At 41.7% G+C, this 25762-nt stretch carries 22 protein-coding genes and 1 pseudogene; 6 read left to right on the forward strand and 17 right to left on the reverse strand.

All coding sequences use genetic code 11. From position 1 onward, the window contains the following. Positions 1 to 247: 247 nt before the first annotated feature. The 4 genes from AB4Z30_RS02155 to AB4Z30_RS02170 form a co-directional block, all read right to left on the reverse strand. Positions 248 to 1336, reverse strand: a complete 1089-nt coding sequence (locus AB4Z30_RS02155) for a UDP-N-acetylmuramoyl-tripeptide--D-alanyl-D-alanine ligase (RefSeq protein ID WP_441922863.1) — start codon at positions 1334 to 1336, stop codon at positions 248 to 250. Between the two features lie 606 nt (positions 1337 to 1942). Beyond that, complete coding sequence (locus AB4Z30_RS02160; RefSeq protein ID WP_441922865.1) at positions 1943 to 2902, reverse strand: L-threonine 3-dehydrogenase; 960 nt, start codon at positions 2900 to 2902, stop codon at positions 1943 to 1945. A 37-nt stretch (positions 2903 to 2939) separates the two neighbouring features. Then, entirely contained in the window at positions 2940 to 4130 is a 1191-nt protein-coding gene (locus AB4Z30_RS02165; protein WP_441922867.1) for a glycine C-acetyltransferase, read from the reverse strand. Between the two features lie 284 nt (positions 4131 to 4414). Continuing rightward, positions 4415 to 4741, reverse strand: coding sequence for a hypothetical protein (locus AB4Z30_RS02170; RefSeq protein ID WP_441922869.1), 327 nt, complete (start codon positions 4739 to 4741; stop codon positions 4415 to 4417). A gap of 383 nt (positions 4742 to 5124) precedes the next feature. Here AB4Z30_RS02170 and AB4Z30_RS02175 point away from each other — a divergent pair, with 383 nt between their 5' ends. After that, the gene (locus AB4Z30_RS02175) at positions 5125 to 5910 is read left to right on the forward strand and encodes a leucine-rich repeat domain-containing protein (protein WP_441922871.1); all 786 of its coding nucleotides are present in this window, start codon (positions 5125 to 5127) and stop codon (positions 5908 to 5910) included. Between the two features lie 169 nt (positions 5911 to 6079). Here AB4Z30_RS02175 and AB4Z30_RS02180 read toward each other — a convergent pair whose 3' ends face one another. Next, positions 6080 to 7051: an aldo/keto reductase family protein gene (locus tag AB4Z30_RS02180; RefSeq protein WP_441922873.1), complete on the reverse strand. Its 972-nt coding sequence runs from the start codon at positions 7049 to 7051 to the stop codon at positions 6080 to 6082. A gap of 133 nt (positions 7052 to 7184) precedes the next feature. On the opposite strand from AB4Z30_RS02180, the gene AB4Z30_RS02185 reads away from it, so the two are divergent. Continuing rightward, the gene (locus AB4Z30_RS02185) at positions 7185 to 7562 is read left to right on the forward strand and encodes a MerR family transcriptional regulator (RefSeq protein ID WP_441922875.1); all 378 of its coding nucleotides are present in this window, start codon (positions 7185 to 7187) and stop codon (positions 7560 to 7562) included. Positions 7563 to 7666: 104 nt separating this feature from the next. Then, positions 7667 to 8239, forward strand: a complete 573-nt coding sequence (locus tag AB4Z30_RS02190) for a flavin reductase family protein (RefSeq protein WP_441922877.1) — start codon at positions 7667 to 7669, stop codon at positions 8237 to 8239. 161 nt (positions 8240 to 8400) lie between these two features. Here the strand turns inward: AB4Z30_RS02190 and AB4Z30_RS02195 are convergent, their stop codons facing one another. Beyond that, entirely contained in the window at positions 8401 to 8646 is a 246-nt protein-coding gene (locus AB4Z30_RS02195; protein ID WP_441922879.1) for a CPCC family cysteine-rich protein, read from the reverse strand. 335 nt (positions 8647 to 8981) lie between these two features. Between AB4Z30_RS02195 and AB4Z30_RS02200 the strand changes: the two genes are divergently transcribed. Further along, a complete protein-coding gene (locus AB4Z30_RS02200) occupies positions 8982 to 10748 on the forward strand; it encodes a methyl-accepting chemotaxis protein (RefSeq protein WP_441922881.1) in 1767 nt (588 codons plus the stop codon). A 294-nt stretch (positions 10749 to 11042) separates the two neighbouring features. On the opposite strand, the gene AB4Z30_RS02205 is transcribed toward AB4Z30_RS02200, so the two are convergent. Genes AB4Z30_RS02205 through AB4Z30_RS02215 form a run of 3 tightly spaced genes read right to left on the reverse strand, consistent with a single transcriptional unit; the run spans position 11043 to position 13111 of the window. Further along, positions 11043 to 11402: a HesB/IscA family protein gene (locus AB4Z30_RS02205; RefSeq protein ID WP_441922883.1), complete on the reverse strand. Its 360-nt coding sequence runs from the start codon at positions 11400 to 11402 to the stop codon at positions 11043 to 11045. Next, positions 11399 to 11740 (reverse strand): winged helix-turn-helix transcriptional regulator, encoded by a 342-nt coding sequence (locus AB4Z30_RS02210; protein WP_441922885.1) that lies wholly within the window; start codon positions 11738 to 11740, stop codon positions 11399 to 11401. The genes AB4Z30_RS02205 and AB4Z30_RS02210 overlap by 4 nt, the downstream gene beginning before the upstream one ends. A 12-nt stretch (positions 11741 to 11752) precedes the next feature. Then, complete coding sequence (locus AB4Z30_RS02215; protein ID WP_441922887.1) at positions 11753 to 13111, reverse strand: MFS transporter; 1359 nt, start codon at positions 13109 to 13111, stop codon at positions 11753 to 11755. Positions 13112 to 13275: 164 nt separating this feature from the next. Between AB4Z30_RS02215 and AB4Z30_RS02220 the strand changes: the two genes are divergently transcribed. Next, the gene (locus AB4Z30_RS02220; protein WP_441922889.1) at positions 13276 to 13935 is read left to right on the forward strand and encodes a helix-turn-helix transcriptional regulator; all 660 of its coding nucleotides are present in this window, start codon (positions 13276 to 13278) and stop codon (positions 13933 to 13935) included. A gap of 66 nt (positions 13936 to 14001) precedes the next feature. Here AB4Z30_RS02220 and AB4Z30_RS02225 read toward each other — a convergent pair whose 3' ends face one another. From AB4Z30_RS02225 to AB4Z30_RS02245, 5 genes are all read right to left on the reverse strand, one after another. Further along, positions 14002 to 14943: an alpha/beta fold hydrolase gene (locus AB4Z30_RS02225; RefSeq protein ID WP_441922891.1), complete on the reverse strand. Its 942-nt coding sequence runs from the start codon at positions 14941 to 14943 to the stop codon at positions 14002 to 14004. Between the two features lie 57 nt (positions 14944 to 15000). After that, positions 15001 to 17100, reverse strand: coding sequence for a serine hydrolase domain-containing protein (locus tag AB4Z30_RS02230; protein WP_441922893.1), 2100 nt, complete (start codon positions 17098 to 17100; stop codon positions 15001 to 15003). A 218-nt stretch (positions 17101 to 17318) separates the two neighbouring features. Then, the gene (locus tag AB4Z30_RS02235) at positions 17319 to 18680 is read right to left on the reverse strand and encodes a sensor histidine kinase (RefSeq protein WP_441922895.1); all 1362 of its coding nucleotides are present in this window, start codon (positions 18678 to 18680) and stop codon (positions 17319 to 17321) included. Continuing rightward, positions 18677 to 19351 carry a response regulator transcription factor gene (locus AB4Z30_RS02240; RefSeq protein ID WP_441922897.1) on the reverse strand — a complete coding sequence of 225 codons (675 nt, stop codon included), beginning with the start codon at positions 19349 to 19351 and terminating at the stop codon, positions 18677 to 18679. Before AB4Z30_RS02240 ends, AB4Z30_RS02235 begins: the two co-directional genes overlap by 4 nt. 614 nt (positions 19352 to 19965) lie before the next feature. Beyond that, a complete protein-coding gene (locus tag AB4Z30_RS02245) occupies positions 19966 to 20133 on the reverse strand; it encodes a hypothetical protein (RefSeq protein WP_441922899.1) in 168 nt (55 codons plus the stop codon). Positions 20134 to 20491: 358 nt separating this feature from the next. Between AB4Z30_RS02245 and AB4Z30_RS02250 the strand changes: the two genes are divergently transcribed. After that, entirely contained in the window at positions 20492 to 22033 is a 1542-nt protein-coding gene (locus AB4Z30_RS02250) for a glycine betaine uptake BCCT transporter (protein WP_441922901.1), read from the forward strand. A gap of 172 nt (positions 22034 to 22205) precedes the next feature. Here the strand turns inward: AB4Z30_RS02250 and AB4Z30_RS02255 are convergent. From AB4Z30_RS02255 to AB4Z30_RS02265, 3 genes and pseudogenes are all read right to left on the reverse strand, one after another. After that, positions 22206 to 22436: pseudogene (locus AB4Z30_RS02255) on the reverse strand (hypothetical protein); the annotation flags it as partial. A 253-nt stretch (positions 22437 to 22689) separates the two neighbouring features. Then, complete coding sequence (locus tag AB4Z30_RS02260; protein WP_441922902.1) at positions 22690 to 22851, reverse strand: hypothetical protein; 162 nt, start codon at positions 22849 to 22851, stop codon at positions 22690 to 22692. Positions 22852 to 23045: 194 nt separating this feature from the next. Further along, positions 23046 to 25754 carry a glycosyl hydrolase family 95 catalytic domain-containing protein gene (locus tag AB4Z30_RS02265; RefSeq protein ID WP_441922904.1) on the reverse strand — a complete coding sequence of 903 codons (2709 nt, stop codon included), beginning with the start codon at positions 25752 to 25754 and terminating at the stop codon, positions 23046 to 23048. Positions 25755 to 25762 lie beyond the last annotated feature (8 nt).

Genomic DNA, 25762 nt, shown 5'->3' on the forward strand with positions numbered 1-25762 from the left:
CTTTATTGCCTGTTTCCAGCGCTTCTTTGATGACCTGCAGTTTAAATTCTTTTGAATGCTTATTTCGTCTCAACTTCCTCATCCCCTTGTCACTAGTAGTGTACCGCATACACTCTCTTAGTGTCCAAGTTCTCTAGGGGGCTAAATAGGAAGGAGGTTCCTGTCCAATCCAATAAATTAAAAATGCCGCTAAAAAAGCCGCTAAAATAGCGACCTCAAAGGAATAAAATTGTGTACTCAACTAATTCTAATTCATTAAGGAAGGGATGATTAAATCAATCTGCATCCCTCTAGATGCTTTTAACAAAATCACATCATTTTTCTTGATTTTTTGTTTTAGTGTATTCGCCAACACTATTTTATCATTAAAGGTCATTACATCCCCTAATGGATATTTTCTTTTTGCTTCTGAAGCAATATGGTTACTGAGATTACCATAAGTATAGATAGTTTTAATTTTATCAGGATCAAGATTTCTTCCAACTACTCGATGAAACTCTATTTCATCATCACCCAGTTCAAGCATATCACCAATGACCAGATGTTTCTCATTATAACCCGTCAGTTCCTGAAAAGTCGCAATTGCTACATTTACGGAATCCGGGCTCGCATTCCAAGCATCATTAATGATTGTATATCCCAAGGGTGAAATAATTTTCTCAAATCTCATATTAGGCAAATTGAGCTGAGCAAATCCCTCATTTATTTCTAAAAAATTTAAACCCAACCTTAGAGCAACAGCAATTGTAGCCAGAGCATTATTAATATTATGCACACCAGGAAGTGGAAGATGGTACATTTGGTTTGCAACAGAGAATTGTGAACTATCGGAACTTGATATTGTATTTTCTGCGATCACATCATTATATTCTCCTTGCCCAAAACTAATTGTTTCTATTGAGATATTTCTTTTGATATTATTTAGCTTGTTATTTAATAACGGCTCGTCACCTTGGAAAACAAAGCACCCACCATTCTTTAGACCACTAGTAATTTCTAATTTTGCTGCTGCTATCTGTTCTCTAGAGCCTAAGTTAGATAGATGTGAAACTCCTATCATTGTAATCACGGCGATGTCCGGATGAGTAACTCTGGAGAGTTGCTCAATTTGACCTCTTTTACTCATCCCCATCTCGATTACTGCAACTTCAGCATCTTTGTCTATCCCTAAAATCGTTAACGGGACACCGATTTGACTGTTTAAATTACCTTCTGTTTTATGAACTCGAAATTTTGTCTGTAAGACAGAATGTAGCATCTCTTTTGTAGTTGTTTTACCGTTGCTTCCCGTAACACCAATAACTTTGATTTGTAACTCTCGTCTGTATTCTGTCATGAATTATGAGTTCCTCAAAGTTTAACGATAATCCTTCACCTGCTGACATTCGTTCAATAACTTTGAGTTTATGATTAATCATCACCGCACCTCCCATTGAAATGATTTTAAGATGAGAGTATAATCCAACCTGTTTTTTATAATGTCATGTATGAGAAGAAATCAAAAGATCCAACACTAAGGCTTTTTCTTTAAAGGGTGGTTCTCACACCAATTAAATAGATAATATGTACAAGTTCTAGTTATTTCCTTAAAGGGTAGTGCGGAACTGATGTTTCGATCTGTTATTATACTGACCGCTTATGTTACATCTTTTCATCGTGTAGTTTATACACCAATATTATTATGTATTACGGTACTTAATCCGTTTATAAGTGGTAAGCTAAATGATTTAACATCCATCTAATCGGCAATTGAATTTATATTCATGTCAATTCCGGCAATCAATACAAGCCCTTGGCTCAATACAAGGACTTGTATTGATAAAAAAGTCGATAAAATAACGACTTCTTTTTTGTAATTTCAACTACCATATTAGAGACTTGTTACCTCTGATACAGCTTCTTTGTATTTCTAATCGCTTTGCACAGCGAATTCAACATAACTTTAAGCTTTGCGGAGCATTTGTCTCTTGCTTAGCTGCGATAGCATATCCTTAGTCATAGCCTTCAAGTCATATTGGACATGAAATCCCCATTCTGTTTTCGCTGCCGTCGCATCAATGGAATGCGGCCAGCTATCGGCAATTGCCTGTCTCTTCGGATCGACATCATAATCGAGGATAAAGCCGGGAATCTTTTCCCGAATTGCTGCAGCGATCGCCTCCGGATCGACGCTCATTGCGGTGACATTAAATGAGTTTCGGTGTATCAACCGAGATGAATCCGCTTCCATTAAATCAATGATAGCATTCAGGGCATCAGGCATATACATCATGTCCATGTTAGAGTTTTTGGCGATATAAGATGTATACCGACCGGTCGTCACAGCTGCATAGTAAATTTCCACCGCGTAATCCGTCGTTCCTCCGCCGGGAGGCGTCATATAAGATATCAAACCCGGGAATCGCAGTCCCCTAGTATCCAGACCGTATTTGTAAAAATAATAATCACACAGCAGTTCGCCGGACACCTTGTTCACGCCGTACATCGTATTGGGCCTTTGGATCGTATCCTGCGGGGTATTGTCTCTCGGAGTCGAAGGGCCAAAAGATCCAATCGAGCTTGGAGTGAAAAATTGGCAACTGAGCTCTCTGGATATTTCAAGTGCATTCATCAATCCGCCCATATTTAAATTCCAGGCAAGCAGGGGTTTCTCCTCTGCGGTAGCTGACAGCAGCGCAGCCAAATGAATGACGGTATCCACTTCGTAACGCTTAGCGATTTCAAACATCGCTTTAGCATTTGTTACGTCGAGCAACTCGAATGGTCCGGATCGGGTAATTTCGTGGGATGATGACTTGAGATCCGTAGCAACGACGTGATCCTGACCATAAACTTCACGTAATTTAATAACTAACTCAGAGCCGATTTGGCCCAGTGCTCCGGTCACCAATATCTTTTTCATAAGACATTCCTCCCGAAATAGTCTCCCGCGAATGTAGCTAAATCAGCTTCATTTCCGTGCCAACTTTCTCATAAACGGAGATCACCTGTTCGAGCATCTCCTTAGTATGGGCTGCTGTCGGCATGTTGCGTATTCTTCCAGTTCCTTTTGGAACTGTCGGAAACACGATGGCCTTAGCGTACACGCCTTCTTCATAGAGTCGTTTGCTGAACTCTTGGGCGGTTAATTCATCACCAATGATACAAGGGGTGATCGGTGTTTCACTTTGACCTACATTATATCCAAGCCTGCTCAAACCATTTTTCAAATCATTGCCGTTCTCCCACAGCTTTTCAATCAGATCATTGTCATTCATCAAAATGTCGACAGAAGCACTACAAGCAGCGATTACAGCGGGAGGTAGCGATGTCGAGAACAGAAACGGACGACTTCTTAGCTTCAACCATTCGATCAGTTGTTTTTTACCCGCCACATAACCGCCGACAACCCCGATTGCCTTGGAAAGAGTGCCAATTTGAAAGTCGATACGGTCGGACAATCCAAAATGCTTCACGGTTCCCGCACCTGCCCCGAGAACACCCGAACCGTGGGCATCATCCACATAAGTAATCAGATCGAATTCTTCTGCTATTTTCACAATTTCGGGCAGCTTTGCTATATCACCATCCATGGAGAAAACCCCGTCGGTGATAACCATAATTTTATGGTACTGACCTGATTCCTTGGCCTCTTTCGCCTGCTGTCTTAAATCATTCATGTCCGAATGTTTAAAGCGGATCACCTTGGCTCTCGACAAGCGGCAGCCATCAATAATTGAAGCGTGGTTCAGCTCATCTGATAAAATCGCATCATGCTGGTCCATTACCGCGGATATCGCAGCCATATTGCAGTTAAATCCGGATTGATACACGATAACGGCTTCCGTTTTTTTGAAACGGGCGAGTTTTTCTTCAAGCTCAATATGAAGATCCATCGTACCATTAATGGTTCTTACAGCCCCTGCGCCTGCCCCGTATGTCTGCGCTGCCTTAACTGAAGCATCAATCAGTCGGTCATCTGTTGCCAGTCCCAAATAGTTATTGGAAGACAGATTGATTAGAGACTTTCCGTCGATACGAATAACAGGACCATTTGCACCCTGCAGCGTATCGATGACATTATATAGACCTTTAGTCTTTAGATCTTCGATGTTAGAACTTAAAAATTGGTCCAATGTTTGACTTGACATTCCATTCCCTCCTCGATATACGTATGTCCTCGTGTGGAAGACATGTTTTTATCCTTGGGAAACCTTGTTATAAAAGGATCTATACTGATTTCAATGTAACATCTTTTTCAATTTTTGTACACATGTGGAGGACATGATGACAAAAAAATCCGCAAATAAACAAAGCGATTGCTTCCCTCATTTATGGAAGTAATCGCTAATAAATGTTTGATTTGGCTAAGTTATGATTTTTACTTCCATTTTTAAGCGTCGAGTAATGAGTTATATTCTACTTCCATGTAGCTTTACTGTAACTTCCAACGAGCCAAACTTTTGCACAGAGCATTATAGGCACGTACCGCAATTTCAGCGTCATCTGCAAGAATGGTGATTGAATCATCGAAATGCGAGACTATGATTCGCAGAATGAATTCTCCATCTCCTTCAATCCAGTAATAGATTTGATAAATCATCTGTTCATCACTATTGTGCTCTAGTACTATTTCAGCATCTGTAAATTCAGTAGAAAGAGCTTCAGGGAGAAAAGGTAAATAAGTGGGTGATCCCAGGGACTTTCTGTACCCGTAGATGATCAATGTGTTTTCTAATTCTCCAACAATTCTAAATACCATCTTTAAACTCCCATTCAGATTAAATACTGCTAATTATTTAAATTTACACTTTTTTCAGAAAAGCGAAAGGGAATCTTAAATGTTCTGAATGGCCATTTCAATTCCTTCCGCTTCTAAGACAGCTATCACTTTATCCAACGTAAGATTGTTTTCATTCTCCGTTTGATTATAAAAACAACCAATTAGAATGAAGCACATGGCTAGCAGTGTAAATATCATTTTTTCATAACAATCCGCCCTTTTCTCCAGCTAAGGACGTTCCGAAATGGAGGAAGGTTGCTAAGATAAGGAATTATGCTCCAGATCATGGTATATTCTTTATTATTAAATCATATAAGGAGAGCACCATGAATTATACATAGTTGAAATCACGAGATCAAAGAATGAATTTAGATACTAATTTTAAGGAGTGTATTATGCCTAATCCATTCGTAAAAAGTTTAATCGTATTTTGTTTGATGCTTTTAATATTACCGACATCTACAATTTTGGCAGCTTCAGTCGTTAAAGATCCCGTTTTAACACAGATCATTCGAACAGAGTTAAAGCTATCGGGTAAAAAAGAACTGAAAGCAGCAGATTTGAAAAAATTAAAATCCTTGTATTCATGGGATGCAAAAAGAAAAATCTCAAGTTTGCAAGGACTTGAGTATGCAGTTAACATAGCGGAACTAGTTCTACCCGGTCATAAAATCAAAAATATACAACCTCTCTCCAAGCTGACAAAAATAAACCTATTGGCTTTAGATGGGAATCAAATTACAGATATATCTCCAATTTCAGGATTGCACAATTTGGAAAGTTTATTGATTAATGATAACCAAATAAGAGATCTAGGATCCCTGAAAAGTTTACGAAATCTTACAAGTTTGCTTGCCAGCGGTAATCAAGTATCAGACTTAAGACCACTCCAGAAGATGAATCTTGAATGGCTTAGTATGGACAATAATCGCATTAAGGATCTGACACCACTAAAAAAACATCCAACTTTACAACATCTTTATCTGCAAGACAATCTCATTGAGGATATTGCTGTGCTTGAAACGATTCCTCATTTAACCGAGGTATATTTGGGCAATAACCCGCTAAATGAACATTCGAAGCAGATCGTTAAAGATTTGGAGAAGAACGGAGTCATTGTGAGCCTGGAGATTGATGAAGTGGATTAGTCAGTACAACTTAAGTTCAGAAAATTTTAGTGAGTAATTAGACCGTCTTCTCTTCAAATAGGACAAAAAAGGCCGTTTAGTTTAACGGCCTTTTTTGTGCATTGCAGTATATATAAGTCACACGAGCGCTTCTCCACCTGTTAGTCTATATCCCCATACTTTTTCGTTATTATCGCAGAGGCGCAAAATGGCTGATGGAAGATAGAATTTTTTCTGTTTCCGATATAATATCAGGTGTAAGCTCAAGCTCTACCGCTTTGAGATTCTCTTCAATCTGTGCTGGCCTGCTGGAGCCAATGATGGCAGAGCTTACTGCGGATTGACGAAGAATCCAAGCTAATGCAAATTGAGATAAGGTTGCCCCGAGTTCGTTAGCAATCTCCGACAGCTGCACAGTACATTGGAGCACGTCCTCACGTAAATAACTGTTGATGACACCATTCGTTTGATTGTTCGCAGCCCGCGTGCCTTCTGGAATTTGCTGCCCCGGTTTGTATTTGCCCGTGAGCACGCCCTGTGCCAGTGGAGAGAACACGATGAGACCCAGCCCTTCCTGCTCGCACTGCTCAATTAGCCCTTCTCTCTCAATGTAGCGCTCGAACATATTGTAGATTGGCTGATTGGAAATTAACGGACGCAAATTCAGACGTTTGCTGATTCCCGAAGCTTCCGCAATCTGTGCGGCCGTCCATTCACTGACACCTGCATACAATATTTTGCCTTGTGCTTGCAGATCATCTAGTGCTCGAAGTGTTTCGTCAACAGGAGTTTCGGAATCAAAACGATGACATTGATATAAGTCAATGTAATCTGTACCTAAACGTTTCAAGCTCGCCTCACACTGCTCGACGATGTGTTTACGTGACAAGCCGCGATCATTCGGTCCCGATCCTTGCGGGAAAAACAGCTTTGTAGCAAGGACATAACTACTGCGTGAATATTGCTTCAATGTGCGTCCCATAACCTCTTCGGCACCCGGATACGAATTCGATGTATCGAAAAAATTAATACCAACTTCGTACGCTTTATGGATACATGCACGCGCTGCTTCTTCTGAAGTTGCCGATCCATAGGTCAGCCAGCTTCCCAACCCGATCTCACTAACCTTTAACCCACTTCTACCTAGTCTTCTATATTTCAACTGAAATCACTCCTTAAGAGAATAATTGGACAAGAGCCTTTTCATGTAAACGCTCTATTGTACTATCTTAGGATAGTAGTTAAACTTAGGTTTAAGTCAAGACATTCAACCCTTTTTTGAAAGGAAGATTTGTTTGGAATTTACGATTAAACAAGTTGCAGAGCGGACTCAATTGCCTGCATCGACTTTGCGTTTTTATGATCGGACAGGTCTGATGCCTTTGTTAAAAAAGACAGAATACGGTACTCGTAAATATTCGGAGATGGATATATGTTGGCTGGAATTAGTTCGATGCCTGAGAGACAGCGGCATGCCTCTTGAGGATATAAAAGCGTTTATGCTGCTCTGTTTGGAAGGTTCCAGCACTAGTGAACAACGGAAAGAAATGTTGCAGCAGCATCGGCAAAATATTTTAAAGCAAATGGAGATGTTGAACTGCAGTCTCGGTACCATTGATTATAAGTTAGAGCACTATAATGAGATTGGCATCTTTCATATTGACACCCAATAATATATTCGTTGTTTATGCGACTGGTGGCGTTTTCAAGTTTTGCTCTGCTATTCTTCTTACAACCCCCAACCCTGTTGAAAATATTGTTAAGAGGAGTGATTTTCATGCGACAACCGATCCAAGACGAATCATGGTATTCATATCCCGGAATGGTGGCAATAGTGACTGCGCGTCATGAGGGGCGACAAAATATTATGGCTTCAGGATGGCACACGTATATCGGCTCCTCCCCAGGAATATATGGTATATCTCTTCGTAAAGAGACCTATACCTATACATTAATTGAGCAAAGCGGAGTATTCGGTGTACACTTTTTGCCTGCACATTGTTCAGAAATAATTCAAGCCGTTGGAACATACAGTGGGAGAGATTTGGACAAATTCAAGGAATTCAATATTGAGTATGAAGAAGGACTTCAAGTCGATATACCTGTTCTCACGAATGCCTACTTTGCATATGAATGCCGAACGTTGAGCATTACAAGCTTTGGCGACCATGAGTGGATCGCAGGAGAAATTGTTCAGCGGTATAGAGATGATCAATGTTTTTTAGAGAATGGACTCCCCGACTTTTCAAAGCTTGAGATCCCATTATATGCAGGCCGATCAACCTACAAAATACTAACTCACGAAAGTCCGGAAAAGAACCATCCACTGTATCTTAATAGATCGGAGTAAATCTGATTCGTTTGAATTGAATTAAATAGAAGGAGTCCCCTTTTGGGGATTCCTTTCGTCATTCTGGGTTTTTGCGAGTTTTTCCCGATGCTGAGCTCTCCATAAACATGGTCGTTAGGCGTCAGTACTTTAACGGTACTCCAAACAAAAGTTCATATTTTTTAATCAGCTTTATTGTAGATCTCATATCGATTAGAACTTACGAAATCAGCTTCTCCTTCTGAGCATGCTCCGTACTTTTGGTAATTACTTCTGCCTTCAGATAATGTCATGTGATTAGGTCCACTGTACCTGCTTGGATCGTTGTTACCATCATCCTCCCAGAAACAAACTGGACAAATATCATATTCTCCTCTCTGTTCCAAGGTTTCATAATTACAACAAGGACAAGCTAATAATTGCTCCACGAGGCCTTCAACCTCTATATCGCTCCCAGGAATTCAATAACATTGCTTCACGCTCATCTCTAGTTAGTTTAGTAATTTCATTTTCAATGATGAACTTTATTGCTTCCTGCCTCAACACTATACCACCCCGATCCATATTAACTCCAAATTTTTGTACTTATCCTGATAGGGAGAAACGCTTGATTCTATTATGCAGTATTCATTCTCCTAGAAACATGAGCGGATGCAACTAAATTATGAATCAGTCTACAGTTCCCTCTTCATTTTTACGATAAAGAGTATGGAGCTATACATATAGCCATATTGCTTTATTTACTTCCGAGGGGGAACAGAACGTGAAACACACGCGCAACAAAAGAATGGATTTAAGATTAAAGCTATATTCGATCATCCTTGTCCCATTACTGGCTATGGGCGGCCTGATTCTGTGGGCTACGAACTACTCCAGTGAAAATTCATCCTTGATGACAATGCAGCATAACAACCAGAAGCTTGCAGTGAACATCGCTTCTGAGATGGGTAAGGAATCAGCATTAATCAACTCGTTATATAGTTCAGGTTTGGAGGAAAGCTCTGAATACAAAACACTTAGAGAACAGCTTGTTAAGGCTCGCATTCAATCGGGGGCCCTATATGTTTATATGTATAATAAGACACCGAACGGATGGGTCTACACCGTGGATGGCGCGGATTGGGACGATCCGGAATACAGTCCTTACGGGACTGCGTTTGAGCTGAACTCTCAAACTCTAGAACGTTTGGCAAGCGGTGAAGTTGTAACTACCGGCCTTGTCGAAGATCCTGTCTGGGGATTGCTTATGTCCTCTTTTACACCAATTCAAGATTCGCAAGGAACGATTATTGGTTATTTGGGTATGGACCAGTCTGCAGCAGAAGTTGAAGGCGTTTCTGCATTAACGTTGAATAATACGTATGGTAAAGTTATCCCGATTTTTGCAGTAGTTTTAATTTTATCGTTCATCATCATGTTGCTTGTCGTAAGAGGGATCCTACGTCAAGTATCTGACATTAAGTCAAGCCTGGAACAGGTCTCTTCCGGGAATCTCCGAGTTGTATCAACTCAGATGACAAACGATCAACTCGGGGACATCAGTAACCTAATTAATACTATGGTTGTTCAACTAACGAACATTATGAAGGGAATACAACAAGGCTCCGCTACTCTGCAACAGTCTTCTAAAAATATTGCCAAAACATCTCTTACCAATCAGCGTCAGTCTGAAGAGCTTTCCAGAGCCATCGAGGAAATTGCCATAGGCTCCATGAAACAAGCTGAAGAGACAGAACACTCCGTCCAGCATTCTGAAAATTTGGGCAGTATTATGAATGAAGTAGGTTCTTATGTGGAACAGTTCACCCGTACTTCCGATCAGTTATCTGCATTGCAAATACAAGTGACACGCCAACATGAGGTTCTACTAGAAAAGGGTCGTGAGAACGCCAAACTTGTTGAGGATCAACAGGCTATTTCCAAGTCGCTGACGACACGTTCGGAACTTGCATCTTCTATCAGTGGACAGATTCACAACATATTAAAACAAACTCAAATTTTATCTTTGAATGCTTCGATCGAAGCAGCCCGTGTTGGTGAAGCGGGTAAAGGTTTTGGAGTTGTTGCTAATGAGATGGGACATCTCGCTCAAGAATCCGAACGTTCGATTCAGGAGATTGATGAGATACTGAGTTCATTTGTTCAAGAAATTCATCATATGGGAACGCATCTGGATTCAAATATGTTGGCTGCCAGGGAGCAGGAAGAACAGATCGCTGAATGTCTTGAAAGCTTCAAACAGGTAAGCCTGTTATCCTCTGAAGTGCATGAACTTGCTCAACGTCTGGAAAATCGGACAATCCATATGCAATCCATTCGCCCAGAGGTGGAGCAACATTTGAGTTACATTGCTTCCGCAACCGAGGAAACATCAGCCATGTCCGAAGAAGTCTCCGCCAGTGCTGAAGAGCAACAGCGTTCGGCCAATGAACTATCAGACATTTCCGGAGAGCTAACCCTCCTTGCTGACAACCTCAAATCGTATTCAGATCAATTTCAGATTGCATTTCAAAAATCAGACTCTCATTAAAATAAAAACCCTGTAGCCTGTTTTAACAGACTATAGGGTTTTCTCTCGTGCGAGATAAGAGATAGCGWTCGTTTCCATGAATCCATTCGGCATTATCTTTCGAGCGTTTCGATTCATCAAAAATCTACCTTCCACTTTCGGTACAAAATACGGATTAGGCGAGGTTGAACTTGCTCCAATCATCTGTTTTCTCGACACAGAAATGAGATCCGCCAATGAATTGAACCCATGCTTGATCGATCGCTTGATCAGATACTACAAATGAAATCATTGCTCTGCACTCCTTGCTTCAGTTCAATCACATTTTTTTACTTCGCCACGATAATTGGCCATTCTGAAACTGGCTCCGCATCCACACGAAACTTTGGCATTTGGATTATTCATGGTGAATCCGCCTAACATTCCGCTTTCTTCATAGTCAATCTCAAGACCATCGATATATGGAATACTATTTGCGTGAACCAATATCCTGAATTGCTTTTTATTTAACACAACGTCTCCTTCTGCCTGCTGATCATCCACGACAAGGGTATAAGATAAACCACTGCATCCCCCTTCATCAACGCCTACTCTAAGGAAGACATTTTGGATATCCGCACTTGATAAAATTTCGACAATTCTGTCCGATGCTGCATCACTGACCTCGATGATCATCTTGATTCCTCCCAGGTGGTATCATTTTGAAAATTTTCTATCCAGTCCATTAGACAGGGGATGAATGTAGCAAGAGCAGCTCCTTTTGGCGTAAGTTCATACATAATTTGTGCAGGGTGTGTCCGTATTGTTTTTTTGACCAAATGATCATGTTGAAGACCCTTCAGACGTCTTGCGAGGATCATTTCGGAAATAGAAGGAATGCTTTCGAAAATTTCGCCGAATCTCTTCGGGCCTTGAGACAGAACACATAAAATATGGATCGTCCATTTCGTTCCGATGATGCGATAAGCCGTAAATAGTTTATTCGAATCTTCAGTGAACAATGGTCTGTACACCCACTTTCTTATTCATCCGCGTGGTGAGATCCGAGTACTGGCAATGATACTCATGACGATCAACAAGAGATGAAAACCCATGGCTACAATTAAGCCGGATTGAAGTGACATTCCGCCAGCCTGACACACGACAAGGATGGAACCACCGATGCCGATCACTACGCCAGGTGTAAAAGAATCTGCAAATTGCAGATTTGCCGAGGTTTGGCCCACGCCTTCCTCCCCCGTTTGGGAAAATGCGACAACACCGCTAATCGGATGCGCCAATCCGATACCGACTCCTGCGATGATCTGACCAATAACTGCAATGGTTACGGTCACAACAGGTACCCAAAATACGACGGCAATCCCTGTCGCAAGCAGTAATACCCCAATAAAAATTCTCATATGACGTCCACGGCCCTGATCTGCCGCATCCCACCGTCCTTGCAGATACGCAATGATACACCAACTTAATGCAGCACTTGCTACAATTAATCCGGCCTGTGAAGGTGTAATTCCTTTCACGTCGATTAGAGCCAATACCAAGAAATTCTGTGTGCTTGTATAGGCTGCGAAGAACAACCCACGTGTTGCCAAAATTGCTGGCATTCCTCTGCGCAACGTAAGTGTTCCCTTCGGTAGCAATTTACGGAGAGGAAATACCATTAATACGAAACCCATTGTGACTAAAACAAATCCCATAATGCTCGGAAGCCTACTTAGACCAACCAGGAAAATTCCTGTACCCATCGTTAAGAGTAACGCCATCCAAGTGGATGAAGATCCGCTATCCCCTCCCGTATTCTGCACTTTTAATTTTCTGAAAGCAGGTAAACTAAGAAATGCTGAAACAACCAGTACAGGTAGGATCCCCCAGAAAACAAACCGCCAGGACCACTGATCTGCGATAAGACCTGCTACATATGGACCGAGCATGGACGGAAGAACATAGGCTGTACCAAAGGCTCCAAGTATTTTGGCACGTAACTCATCCGGGTAACTTAAAGATATTGCCGTATACACACAAGTCATCATAGCTCCGGCACCCAAACCCTGCAGAGCCCGTGATCCTATCATGATATACATATCGCCTGCTGTTGCGGCAGCAATTAGCCCTACGATAAACAACAGAAGTGCAAAAGTGAACGGTGCTGCCGGTCCTCTTTTGTCAATGATTCGACCGATGACCAGTGTTCCGATAATCTGCGCAAGCAGATACGTACTGAAGATCCACCCGAACAGGCTAAGACCGTTTAAGTCTCCAGCAATCGAAGGAGCTATGGTGGTTACGGATAGACCTTCGAATCCAACGGCCATCACTGACAAGATGATTCCTATGGAAAGTGCAAAATAACGTGGGCTGAAAATACCTTGATGATTAGACGACATGAAATGTGACCTCCAAGAAAATTGGTATGTATACTCGTATCCGGATACTTAGTAAACATTTTTGTTTATAATGTTAAGCTACAGTTCCACTTTGACTTTGTCAACATTTTTGTTTAAAATGTAGGGAGTGAGGTAAATTCAATTGGTTCAAAAGGAGTTGCACTGTGAGCCGAAATCAAGTCAAAAAAGATGTCTCCACCAGTACTCGAAGAGCGATCATTGATCTGTTAAAGGAGCGAGGTGGCATGGATGTTGTGGCACTCTCCTCTCAATTTTCGTTGTCTGGAATGGCTATTCGTCAACATCTGAATGCGCTGAAAGAAGAAGGATTAGTTACGAATGTGGAAGAGGCCCGTCCCATGGGTCGACCCACCAAGCTATGGATATTAACTCCCGCGGCTAATCGTTTTTTCCCAAGCGGATATTCGGATTTATCCGTCAGTCTCATTCATTCGATGAAAGAAGCTTTTGGTAATGAAGGGCTGGACAAGCTGCTGGATGTTCGAAATAAAAATATGCAAGAAAAATATCTTCATCATCTTGGGGATACATCAAATGTTAGAGAGAGATTGGAGAAACTGGCCGAAATTCGAACAAATGAAGGTTATATGGCCGAGGTTAAGTCGCAGGATGATGGCAGCCTCCTACTCATTGAGAAGCATTGCCCGATCTGTGAGGCGGCGGCAGTATGTACCGGGTTATGCAAGAATGAATTACATTTATTTAAAACGGTTCTGGGTAATAATGTTCATATTGAACGGGGAGAGTACCTTTTAGCAGGAGGAACAAAATGCGTATACACGGTCAGGCAAAATAAACCATGAAGAAAAGAGCAACCTCAATAGAGATTGCTCTTTTGTTTACTTCACATCGGTACTAGTTGATATCTTTTATTTTATTTCATTCATAAACTTCCTGAAGTTTTCGACCATTTCTTTGGATCGGGTATGGTGTAAATAATGTCCGCCTTCGAATGTCATTACTTTTCCATGCACTGAATTTTTAACTTGCTCTTCATGCAGGGGTATCCAGTTTTTCGTTTCGGTATCATTCGCTTGTAAGAAGAAAATTACAGGAAGTTCTTTGGGGAAGGTCAACTTCTCCGTTGCTTTGAAATTAGGAGCGAAGTTTTCTCCTTCATTCAGGTTGTTCGGATTAAACGTATTTTTGAGTGAAAGTATTCTAATCTGTTCTCTGGTTTCATCATCAACTTCTGGTGCAATCAGCTGATCAGGGGCCAGTTTCATTAACAATCGGTAGAATCCTGATTTTTTAAGCAATTTATACGTTTTAGTTGGAAATGGAGCATCGTTACCTCCCTGCGTTGGAACGCTGCTATCAATCCCCACAAAGGCACTTACTTCATTTGGATATTTGTTCACATAGTCGAGTCCGTAAATTCCTGAAATGGAGTGACCCATAAGCGTGTAACGATGAATATTAAGCTGCTGTAACGCTTCATGAATCTCACTAACCATATTTTCCGTGGTACGCTCTTTTTCAGTTACGTCACTTAATCCATAACCGAAAGGCTCAATGACGACGACTTTGTAAAAAGGTGATAGCTCCTCGATGAGCGGTTTGAAATCAAGTGCTGGAGCTGGGGTTCCATATCCGGGAAGTAATACGACGGTTTCTTCCCCTTTTCCTTGAATGAACACATTCATGTTTTTCCCGTCAACCGCTACCAACTGACCATAGGGTTTTATCTTCGCTTCCTCCGATTTGTTGCTAAATATATTAACAATAAAAACAGTGGCGATAAATAATGTGATTAAGATAACTATGGCTCCGACTATTTTGAGCAAAATGCTTAATATTTTTTTCATCATGATGATTGTCTCCTGCTCAGTTTAATTGTTGTAGAAATGTTTAAAACTCCATTCATCTTACTTTTTAAGTGAAATTTCAAATTTGGCGTCAGCCTCACCAGCAAAAACAATACGGCCGTTTTCGGGTAACACCACTGTATTCTTACCGCTGACCACGCTGTGATTAATACAAATTCCGTTCTGATCATAGACAGCAAAGGCTCCATTTGCAGGCAACTTCACTGTCATGACTTTTCCTTTCGCAGTAGCAGGTACCGAAAACCATTTGGCATGTCCATCTGCTTGAATGGTTGTTGCGGATCGTTTACCCGAATAGATGGGTTTCACCATTTCCTCACTGGCGAATACATAACCTGAAAATGTAAGATACTCTCCTCCGTTCTTTTTGGAGAAATGAATGTCCATCGGTTCTCGGCCAGCAGTACCCGGAATCTGCAATTGATTGGCTGCTTCGCCTGCTCCAATAATTTTATTATTGGACATATACCCTGGATTCTCTTTATTCATATGAATAGGCAGGATCGATGTAGAATTAAGATAGAACATTGATGTGTATTTCGCATTCACCAGATAATATTTTTTACCATCACGCTTTGCCCATGCAGCGTTAATCTCCTTGGGTAATGTATTGGCTTTGAGCTTCTCCGCATTATATTCTGAGAAAGCCACCTGTCCGAGTCCTGGAACGGAGAGATAAGATCGAGACCACAGGTAGGTATTCCCATTTTTCTCCACAACGAATTTCAACTTTTCTGTACCATCATTACTCACAAAAGTACCATCTGATGTATAAGTGTATTCTTGAACCGGATTACTTGGAGCCGTGAGAGAGGAGACTGTCATTTGTCCAGCCTTATTTATTTTGATCTTCGTAACTGAATTATTGCCACCATATCTCCCTGCAAATTTGGAGATTTCTTTAGGCATATCAGCCTTCACAGGTACACCAAATGATTTTTCCGGTTTCCGTTCTTTAATAATGCCCTTTTCTTCAAGTGCGCTAAGTAATAACTCACTCGCAATGAATTGATTAGTTATGCTTGCTCCGCCTGAAGAGATCACGGCTGCAGCCATGTTGTATTCCGGAAGTACGACGAGTGAAGAATGATAAGATAACGTATCTCCACCTTTCGTAACAGCCTTGATGCCGTATTCACTGAATGGGAACAAGTCCACACTATCCCAGCCTAATCCGTAAGACATAGAAGAATCACTATCCTCTGGCCACATGCCTCTTCTGTATTCTTTTTGCTCCATGGCTTCTACCGACTTGTTGGAAAGAATGTCTTTGACCTCTCCTGTGAAGATTTGCGAAAATTTCACCAGATCCTTAGCGGTGGAATATAAGCCTCCTGAAGCAATGATATTATAATTCTCTTGTGGAAGCTGCCCCTTATACACAGGAGAGTAGATTCCCGCCATTTCTCCCGTATTAACTATATCCTGTGGTGTTTTGGTATGATTCATTTTCAGAGGCTCTGTAAAATTTTTGTGTATAAATGCCGTAAAGCTCATATCAGTGACTCTCTCAACCAGAATTTCAGCTAATGTAAATCCATCGTTAGAGTACACCGAATACGCACCTGGCTCTGCCATCAGATTCTGGGTCGCCAATTGATCCAAAAAGGTATCATGTGCATAGGTATCATTGTCCCCATACAATATAGCACTACCGACAGAGGTTCCGAAAAGCCCGGCCGAATGATTCAGCAACATACGGGGTGTAATCTGTTTGTATCGGTTATCTTTCATTGTAAAATCTGGCATATAGTTCACAACAGGCACATCCAAATCGATTTTGCCTTCGTCAACCAGCTTCATTACAGCGGCTGTAAGCATCATTTTACTGGTTGAACCAATGCCATAGATCGTGTTCGCAGTAAGAGGTACCTTGTCGTTTAGATCGTTCTTCCCCGTTTGACCGGACACCGTAATCTCTCCACCATCAATGAGCGCATATTGCAGACTCGTCGTACCGTACGTTTCAGTCAGTAATTTGGCTTTTTCGATTACGGTTTTCTTTGTTGTCTCATACGTAAGGTTAATGCTGTTATTCATCGCAGCCGGTGCGGCCATTGCAGACATTGGGGCAAGTATCGTCAGCATGAGAGTCACAGCAGCTATAGTATTTCTTTTTCTTGCTGTCCTCACACTCATCTTTGTTACCTCTCCTGGTTTCACTGTTGCATCCACTCCTGTCTTCATTATTATGCTAGGCAACCTTATCGGGAGCGCTAAAGACAGTATAACTAACCAAGATGTCCCCCTAATTACTAGAGTATGAACGGAGGATGAACAGGCCAAAAAAGTTTGAATTATCACGTGAAATAAGGTTTATACATGGTTGCAAGGCCTGGAAAAGGCATGAAGTCCAATTAATCTGCTCCTGTTGTGATAGGCAAGATGACGATGAAGGTTGTTCCTTGTCCGTATTCGCTCTCAACCGAAATGTCTCCTTGATGAAGTGAGACAATCTGTTTTACAATAGCCAGTCCCATACCGCTGCCTTCATATATCTGGCTATGTGAACGATCTGCTTTAAAGAACCGGTCAAATATACGCTTTTGGTCTTCCGGGAGGATACCAATTCCCGAATCAGTTATACGGACAGTCACGTTTTTTATATTTTGTTTGATCTTAACTTCTATTCGGGCACCATCTTTGGAAAATTTGATGGCATTGCCGAGGATGTTGAACCACACCTGATTTAATTGTTCGTGATCGGCAGTGATTTTGGTGGGTAGCAAATCTAGATCGAACTGAATGTTGCGGGCTGACCATTGGGGTTGAATAGCGACGATTACTCGTCGGATCTGTTCATCCAGGCTGAACGTGGACAGTCGCATTTGCAATGACTGAGATTCGAGCAAGCTCAGCTTCAGCAGACTATCACTTATTTTTGACATTCGTGCAGTTTCAGTGATGATAATGTCCAGATAAGAGCTTCGTTCGTCATCTGGAATATCTTCCTGCTTGAGCGCTATGGCAAAACCGGAAATAGAAGTAAGTGGAGATTGAACTTCATGGGACACGTTTGCTACGAATTCCCTGCGCATCTGCTCAAGCTGCTGTAAGTCGTGCATCATCTCTTCGAAGCTGCGAGCCAAAGCACCGATCTCACCCTTTTCTGTGATATTAAGTTTGACGTTGAAATCTCCAGCAGCTATAAGCCGGGTTGCTTCTGTCAACTTTTTGATCGGTCTTACCAGAAAAATAGCCGCAATTAGCATCAATAGGCTCCCTGCTACAAACGAACAAATCAAAAAGGTCACAATAAACTTGATGAGAAATGAGGTGGAAGAGGAAGTGAGGGGCTCTACAAACATGGCTTTGCTTCCTATTGGGGTTTTTATCGGCAATCCCAGGAAGATCGTATCGATTCCATTAATTTGTATCCTTCCTCCATCCAGCACTTTCCTCACTTGTTCCGTAGTCACCAGAAAAGGAAGTTGTCCATTAAGTTCTCCATAGGTTTGAAACTGATCCGTCGCTTCATAGACTCGAATGTGGTAGGAGTTGAGCTGTTTCATTTCACTTATAAGCATTTCTGCTTCGCGTAACGGCAATGTCTCGTAGATCCGTACGATATCTTGACCAAAGTCAAGCAAGTTGCTTTGCAGGTTTTCATTTAATTTATCTTGAAATATCCAGGTTGTAGCAAGAAAAGAAAGAACTGTGCCCCCGATCACGGACACCAGAAAGGTCAGGACTACACGTGTATATAGAGAGCCGGTCACTCCTGCACCTCTAGCCGGTAGCCCAGTCCCCGAACCGTGTCAATACGAAAATCAGAGATGTCGGCGAAACGTTCGCGTAGACGTTTAATATGCACGTCTATTGTTCGATCATCGCCAGTATAATTAATTCCCCATACTTGATCGATTAATTGTTCCCGCGTATAGACTTGTCCCGGTAAGCCAGCTAGTTTATACAATAATTCGAACTCCTTAAGCGGCAAGGTGAACGACTCTGTACCCCTCACGACCTTATAAGACTGTCGGTTTAGAATAACGTTTCCTAACTGGATCGTCTGTGTTACACCTATACGGTATCGTTTCAACAGTGCCTTAACGCGAGCCATTAACTCAAGCGGGTCGAATGGTTTCGTCATATAGTCATCTGTCCCGAGCTGAAAAGCTTGTACTTTCTCCCAAGTTTCGCTTCTTGCCGTCAGCATTAGTAACGGAAGATCCGGATTGGCTCTTCGAAGTTCCTCGCATAATGTCCAACCGTCCATAACGGGCATCATAATATCAAGAATGACCAAATCGACTGGCGTGGAGGTATAGATATCAAGGGCTTCCTTTCCGTTTGCGGCGTTGATCGTTGTAAATCCGTTGTTACGTAAAAATAAACCAACGAGTTTGCGAATGTTCGCATCGTCGTCAGCAACCAATATCGTAGTCATCGTTGGCACTCTCCTAATAAGAATCATTCTATGGTTGAGCAAGGGTAAGAGTTCTAAATTATGCTACCTGATTAGCTGAGATCATGCAATATTCTTAGAGCCAAGCAGTGCTTCTATTGTAACCATGGACTGGATTCAAGGTTAAACTTCGGCAGCTGAAAGAAACCTTCGTCACATTGACGAAGGTTTCTTTTTACTTAGAAAGTAGATGCTTTCTTGTTTTATCGCAGTGGCGCAAAATGGCTGATGGAAGATAGAATTTTTTCTGTTTCCGATATAATATCAGGTGTAAGTTCAAGTTCTACCGATTTGAGATTTTCTTCAATCTGTGCGGTCTGCTGGAGTCAATAATGGCCAATCTTACGCATTTAGTTCCTCCTCAAAATGTCCGGTAGATCTCATATCAGGCTTTCTGATCCATAACCAGATTGGATATTCACCTTTATAATCATGCAATCTCGCTTTCATTTGTTCCATCATTCATATGTACTTTTCTGGAAACATTAGATATTCAGAACTTCCCTCCAAGTAACCTGTTTCTTGAGCTTGTTTCCAAACTTCCAATGTCTGTAAGCTCCAGTAAATCATTTTCTTGGGTACCTCACCTCCGTATTTTATATTTCTCGCCAGTCTATCCCATACTCACTTTCTAACTCATTTTTGAATTTAAAGTATAAATCTTCAATTTCCTGATATACTTGCTCATTTCTGAACTCCAAATCATTGTATTTAGCCTCAAGTAAGAAAAACAATAGAGTCTTTTCCCTAAATTCCAAATTCATCTTACGTGTCCCCTTAAAATAATTGATGAAATTTTTGTGGATGTGTAAATGATTTATTGAAAAAATGAATGAAACTCGAATTCAACTTTGTAAAAACATAATATCGCTTTCTAGTAAAAGTGACAAACTTACTAAACTTACATTAAAATAATCCCTTTATTGTATAATACATCTTCTTTGTTTTTCTTCTCTACCTTCCCAATCTAGCATGCGTTTCTAAAGAATCAAACCGGCAGGTGTTTCATTACACGGCGGTTTGTTTTAATTTATCATCAGTTGGCTTTCCGAAATATTACAGCTTGGACTAGCGCATACTAAGAAACAATTGAATGAAGATTACATAACGGAGGTCTACTTCATGGTATTTATAATCACAATTATCATCGTCGCACTATTTGCAATATGGGGAGCTGTTGCTCCTGAACAGCTAGCTGATGTGGCTAACGTGGCCTACAATTTCTCGATTCACAATTTTGGCTGGTTTTATTTGCTGGCGACACTGTTCTTCCTGATCTTCGCCTTCTATCTGGCGTTCAGTCGATTCGGCAATATCAGACTGGGGGATGACGATGATGAACCGGAATATTCTACGGTTTCCTGGCTATCCATGCTTTTTAGCGCGGGTATGGGGATTGGACTGGTCTTCTGGGGAGTTGCTGAACCGCTCTCCCACTATTTATCCGCACCGGAAGGAGCAGAAGCCGGAACCGCTCAGGCAGCAAGACTTTCCATGCGGTATTCTTTCTTTCACTGGGGATTGCATCCTTGGGCGATCTATACCGTTATCGGCTTAGCGCTTGCTTACTTCCAGTTCCGAAAAGGATATAAAGGATTGATTAGTTCCACCTTTATTCCTCTGATCGGAGAGCGTCTTGCGGCAGGCTGGCTTGGCAAGGCCATCGATATTTTGGCGGTCATCTCGACCATCTTTGGTGTAGCGACATCACTTGGACTGGGTGCACTGCAGATTGGTGGAGGACTGAATCACTTATTTGGTATCGCTAACTCCACGACGGTACAGGTGATCATTATTACAGTGGTAACCGTGCTTTATTTAATCTCCGCCACCTCCGGGCTGGATCGAGGGATAAAAATTCTAAGCAATACGAACCTCGTTATAGCTTTGCTATTGATGTTATTTGTATTGGTGACTGGACCGACTACGTTTATCTTTGACACATTTACAACAACCTTAGGTAATTATTTGCAAAATATTATTAACATGAGCTTGAGACTAACGCCGTTTTCAAGAGAAACCTGGATTGGAGCATGGACTTTATTTTACTGGGCATGGTGGATCGCGTGGGCTCCGTTTGTCGGTACGTTTATCGCAAGGGTATCCAAAGGAAGAACGGTAAAAGAGTTTGTAATTTACGTTATGCTCATTCCAAGCCTCTTCGGATTTGTCTGGTTCTCCGTCTTCGGTGGAACAGGTCTTCACATGGAATTGTTTAATGCCGCTCATCTGGCAGAAGCCGTCAAGGAAGATACGACAACGGCTCTATTCCTTATGTTGGAGCAGTTACCTTTAGGCACGATCGTAGCATTCATTGCGACAATCTTAATCATGATTTTCTTCATTACGTCAGCTGATTCGGCTACGTTTGTTCTTGGCATGTTAACCACCGATGGTAATTTGAACCCAAGTGCAAGGGTGAAATTAACTTGGGGTATCTTTCAATCAGCCATTGCGGTCGTACTCCTGATTAGTGGGGGATTGAATGGTCTTCAGACAGCCTCTATTGTGGCCGCACTGCCATTCGCAGTTGTACTTATTGGCATGTGTGTCTCCCTTCTCAAAGCTCTGCAAGCTGAGGATAGAGAGCGTCGTCAGAAGGAAAAACGACATCGGCAAAAGCTGAAACGACTATTGGAGGAACAAGATAATTTGGCAAAATGAAATCCCTGGGCAGATAATGTATATTTAAACTCTATAAAAAAGGCACCTGCTTTTTAGGTGCTTTTTTTTACTAAACATACATTTAACTTATCGTTCATATTCCTCTAAGTACTCACGAAGACGAATGTATTTATTTAAATATCTGTACTTCTACATTTTATCTCTTGGCATTTTAGTGTTGAATGTTACTCCATTCCCTTACATCACATTGTCCATAATCATTATCACCCACTGCAACCATCGTACCATCCGATTGCAGTCCAAGCGTATGGGCACACCCTGCTGAAACAGAAACAATATCGCGCCATTCGCTTACTTTACATTGTCCGAATTTATTATCACCCACTGCTGTTACGGTACCGTCTGATCGAAGACCAACGGTATGACGACGACCCGCCGCTATAGTAGAGTTTCTAAGTTGTTTCGTGTCAAACCATGCTTTTTCTCCTGAATTGTAGTCCATATTGCCCTCCACCAATTGGAAATCCTGCTTCTCCCTCCATATACTCAAATCATCTTTCGAACAATGATTTTCAAGCGGAATATTTGCACTAATGAAAAAACCTCAGATGATATAACTATTCTGAGGTTGATCCATTAATTATGCTATTAAAATTCTATCAGGTTGCAGTCTTTTGATTCTAGTGACTGTTGTGTCAGTTGTTTTCAATACCTTTGATAACTTCAACCTTTTTATCCCCTGCTGTTTTCGCTACCTCTGACGTGGTTGTGCCTTGGATCGCAACGATAACACCAGCAGCTAACATAGAAATGATTAAAGTTGCACTCAGGGCAGTAGAAATTTTCTTCTTGACCATAACGACACCTCCCATATTTTTTATGGAATTTTCTGTTAACCAAAAATAAGTTAGGACTCAGACGTCACTGAAGAATAACAATATTTCACTTTATTGTTGGTTAATTTCATCCGGTGATTGTATTATAACCTACTGATAATATTTGTAAAAGGTTTTACTGATGTTCCACTATAGCCATTTCACTTCTTCAATTTTCAAATCCTACTGAAAACAATCGAAGTCTCCTGGTTTTCTTGCAATGTTAAGTTCACATATTGCTCTTTGCCATTCATGTGTACTTGTGCCCCCACTCCATCAACCAGAGCGGTTGTCCATGGCAATCCCGAACTCAGTCGAATGGTGTTATCCTGAATAAGTGAAGACAAAACTACACTTACTATCCCGGTTGCTTGATCCCAAGACAAACGGTCTACTCTCACTTGTGTTCTTGCCATTAGCCCGTCGATGCTGCCGGATACCCAGTCTGAAGCAAGCGCAGGCAAGACTTCAATTTCACCCGTATTGGAATAGAGCAAAGCTTCCTGTACCGCGGCAACTACACCAAAAGCGGTGTCCGTACAATAACAATGATTTCTACGGTTAGTATCATGATCAGTCATCAAGGAATCATAATAACCTTCTGCGGTCATCATCGGCAGGAGTGAGTGAAGGACACCATCTGCATTTTTTAATCGTGCATGTACGAGTGCTTTATGCATCCAGCCATGCCCAGCTGTAGCGTCTGTTGTGTTGAACTTATCTCTGTTTGCCAGAGCTATAGCAGAAGCCACCGCGAGATTAGCATCACTGTGCGTTTCATAAGCAGGCCAGGCAGCATATAAGTGACTCAGATGCCGGTGATTATTGTTTTCAATATACTCGGCCATGGCCCACTCGCAGAGCGCACCATCTTCATCGTAACGATATGCTGGTAACTGTTCCATCAACTTGCTCCACTTATCTACCGCTTTCTCATATCCCGGGCGCTTTAAAGCCATCTCCGCTTGAATAACCATATGTAATCCATCTCGTGCTGCAGAAATATCCATCGTAGCGTTTGCGGTGATGGTGCTGTTATAACCAATTGGATGATTTTCAGGAGAGTACGTAGGAATAATCATATAACGCTCACCGGGAAGTAATGAGCTCTTGCCTGCTTCATAACGTGATTGTCCTGTAACATCTGTGAAATACTCAGGTGTACAGATCTGTTCCCAGAAGTTAGCCTGCTTGGTGAGTAGCGGTAGCAAAATATCTTGAAGCAGATTCAGCGTACCTCGTTCCTTCAAGCTAAAGAATGCTGCATCGGATAAGCCGTTGTCATGAACAGATAACAGGAATTGCAGACGATCGATATCCATCTCCTCCACAATAGGAATATCGCGATTGCCGAAACATTGCCAGTATTCAAAAATAGGAAGTAAACACCAGCTCGCACCTGCATTCCAGTATTCAAAAGGATAGTCGTTGTCATATTCGACATGTATAGCACAGTCTCCGTCTGAGTTAACACTTACCTGAATCGCATCATGCATGCCGTAGGCCATACGGGCATTGGCTTCGAAATCCGGGGCGTTTCTGAGGAAAAATGTAATATATCCAAGCTGAGCCTGTGTCAAATTTCCCGTGTTCATCGCTGCGACTTGCAGGTTCACGTTCGCATCAAGTGTGTAAATACCTCTCCATCCAGGATTCCATTCGCCTGTCCACATTCCGTATAAACGAGGAGCACTGCTCCCGCTGCAACAGATCATAGCATATCGCCCCTGGTTATAGACCTGTTCCATAAAAGCATGATTAATTCGGTTTGCGGATGCCTGCTGAAGTTCAATGAGTTTCAGATTATCCACATCTTTATGCTCTTCATCACCATGGAGAGCAAAACGTACAGCATTGAATTCACGGTAATGCCATTGGGCGTGTAATGAAAGTGCCTGTTCATAGTCAAATGCACATTGTGCATGACTATACTTCTGCACGACCGACTGAGTATGCTGTAACAACTCATCTATAAGGGAGTAGCTTGAACAGGCGGCAAAGTTCTCTATGCGCCCCATTTCATGAGTTCGTCCCGAAGTGGTGATGAGGTACACGGCATCGGCATCTTTAATCTGAATCGCAGGGTTTTGTTCCAGCCCTACATTCATCTCCTCATCTGTGTTTTCCAACACGATTCTTTCCTTCGAACCGTTAACAATGATAACTTGAGTAACACCTGCATAGCCTCCATAACACAGTTCACTGTCCACATAAGACGGATAATGAACCACTTGAGCAAGATAACTAGCTTCAGTATCCACCAGTTTTTTGTATCGAAGTGCATGAACTTCAGACATTCCGTTATAGGCTCCGTCCATATGTGAAATATCATCAATTTGCAAGACCATATTGATCCTTTGGCCAAGATCGGAATGCTCCAGCTTGGTGATGGAGACGTCATCTATTCTGGATGTGAATGAAGTGCGTACCCACAGGCCATCGTTATCACGATATCTTACGCCCGTTTCGGCAGTTACATAGTTCGTCCATCGTTCATAATCTGACACTTTTCCTCTGTTCACCATATTCAGACGGAGCTGATGACCTGGATGGTAACTGTAATAGAATGTTCTTACACGGGTATCACCATTGTCGTGTTTGATTTTCCATTGATCATTCTGTTCAAACACATTTTGTCTGGCTTCCTGCAATTGACTAGTCAGTTCTGGTGGTATCTCTCTGGGGTCAGAGGAAGGAAAATTGAACCACATATGCTGAAAAATAAAACTATCGGAATAAGGTGAACCTGACGTGATATAACCGTTTCTTCCATTTCCACTTACCATGCCATCTCTCCAGGCGTGTCCCGGATTTAAAGCGGGTATTTCTGTATAATTCAGAGCGTAATTGCCTTGATCATATAGATGAGCTTTCGTTTTTCCCAACTTCTTCT

The organism is Paenibacillus sp. 2TAF8 (genome assembly GCF_052114825.1).
GTDB lineage: Bacteria > Bacillota > Bacilli > Paenibacillales > Paenibacillaceae > Paenibacillus.

Excerpts from the sequence above, each read along its gene's own strand:
- AB4Z30_RS02155 (WP_441922863.1), bottom strand. The coding sequence starts at position 1,336 with ATGACAGAATACAGACGAGAGTTACAAATCAAAGTTATTGGTGTTACG.
- AB4Z30_RS02160 (WP_441922865.1), bottom strand. The coding sequence starts at position 2,902 with ATGAAAAAGATATTGGTGACCGGAGCACTGGGCCAAATCGGCTCTGAG.
- AB4Z30_RS02165 (WP_441922867.1), bottom strand. The coding sequence starts at position 4,130 with ATGTCAAGTCAAACATTGGACCAATTTTTAAGTTCTAACATCGAAGAT.
- AB4Z30_RS02170 (WP_441922869.1), bottom strand. The coding sequence starts at position 4,741 with ATGGTATTTAGAATTGTTGGAGAATTAGAAAACACATTGATCATCTAC.
- AB4Z30_RS02175 (WP_441922871.1), top strand. The coding sequence starts at position 5,125 with ATGAATTTAGATACTAATTTTAAGGAGTGTATTATGCCTAATCCATTC.
- AB4Z30_RS02190 (WP_441922877.1), top strand. The coding sequence starts at position 7,667 with ATGCGACAACCGATCCAAGACGAATCATGGTATTCATATCCCGGAATG.
- AB4Z30_RS02205 (WP_441922883.1), bottom strand. The coding sequence starts at position 11,402 with ATGATCATCGAGGTCAGTGATGCAGCATCGGACAGAATTGTCGAAATT.
- AB4Z30_RS02215 (WP_441922887.1), bottom strand. The coding sequence starts at position 13,111 with ATGTCGTCTAATCATCAAGGTATTTTCAGCCCACGTTATTTTGCACTT.
- AB4Z30_RS02225 (WP_441922891.1), bottom strand. The coding sequence starts at position 14,943 with ATGATGAAAAAAATATTAAGCATTTTGCTCAAAATAGTCGGAGCCATA.
- AB4Z30_RS02230 (WP_441922893.1), bottom strand. The coding sequence starts at position 17,100 with ATGAGTGTGAGGACAGCAAGAAAAAGAAATACTATAGCTGCTGTGACT.
- AB4Z30_RS02240 (WP_441922897.1), bottom strand. The coding sequence starts at position 19,351 with ATGACTACGATATTGGTTGCTGACGACGATGCGAACATTCGCAAACTC.
- AB4Z30_RS02245 (WP_441922899.1), bottom strand. The coding sequence starts at position 20,133 with ATGAATTTGGAATTTAGGGAAAAGACTCTATTGTTTTTCTTACTTGAG.
- AB4Z30_RS02250 (WP_441922901.1), top strand. The coding sequence starts at position 20,492 with ATGGTATTTATAATCACAATTATCATCGTCGCACTATTTGCAATATGG.
- AB4Z30_RS02260 (WP_441922902.1), bottom strand. The coding sequence starts at position 22,851 with ATGGTCAAGAAGAAAATTTCTACTGCCCTGAGTGCAACTTTAATCATT.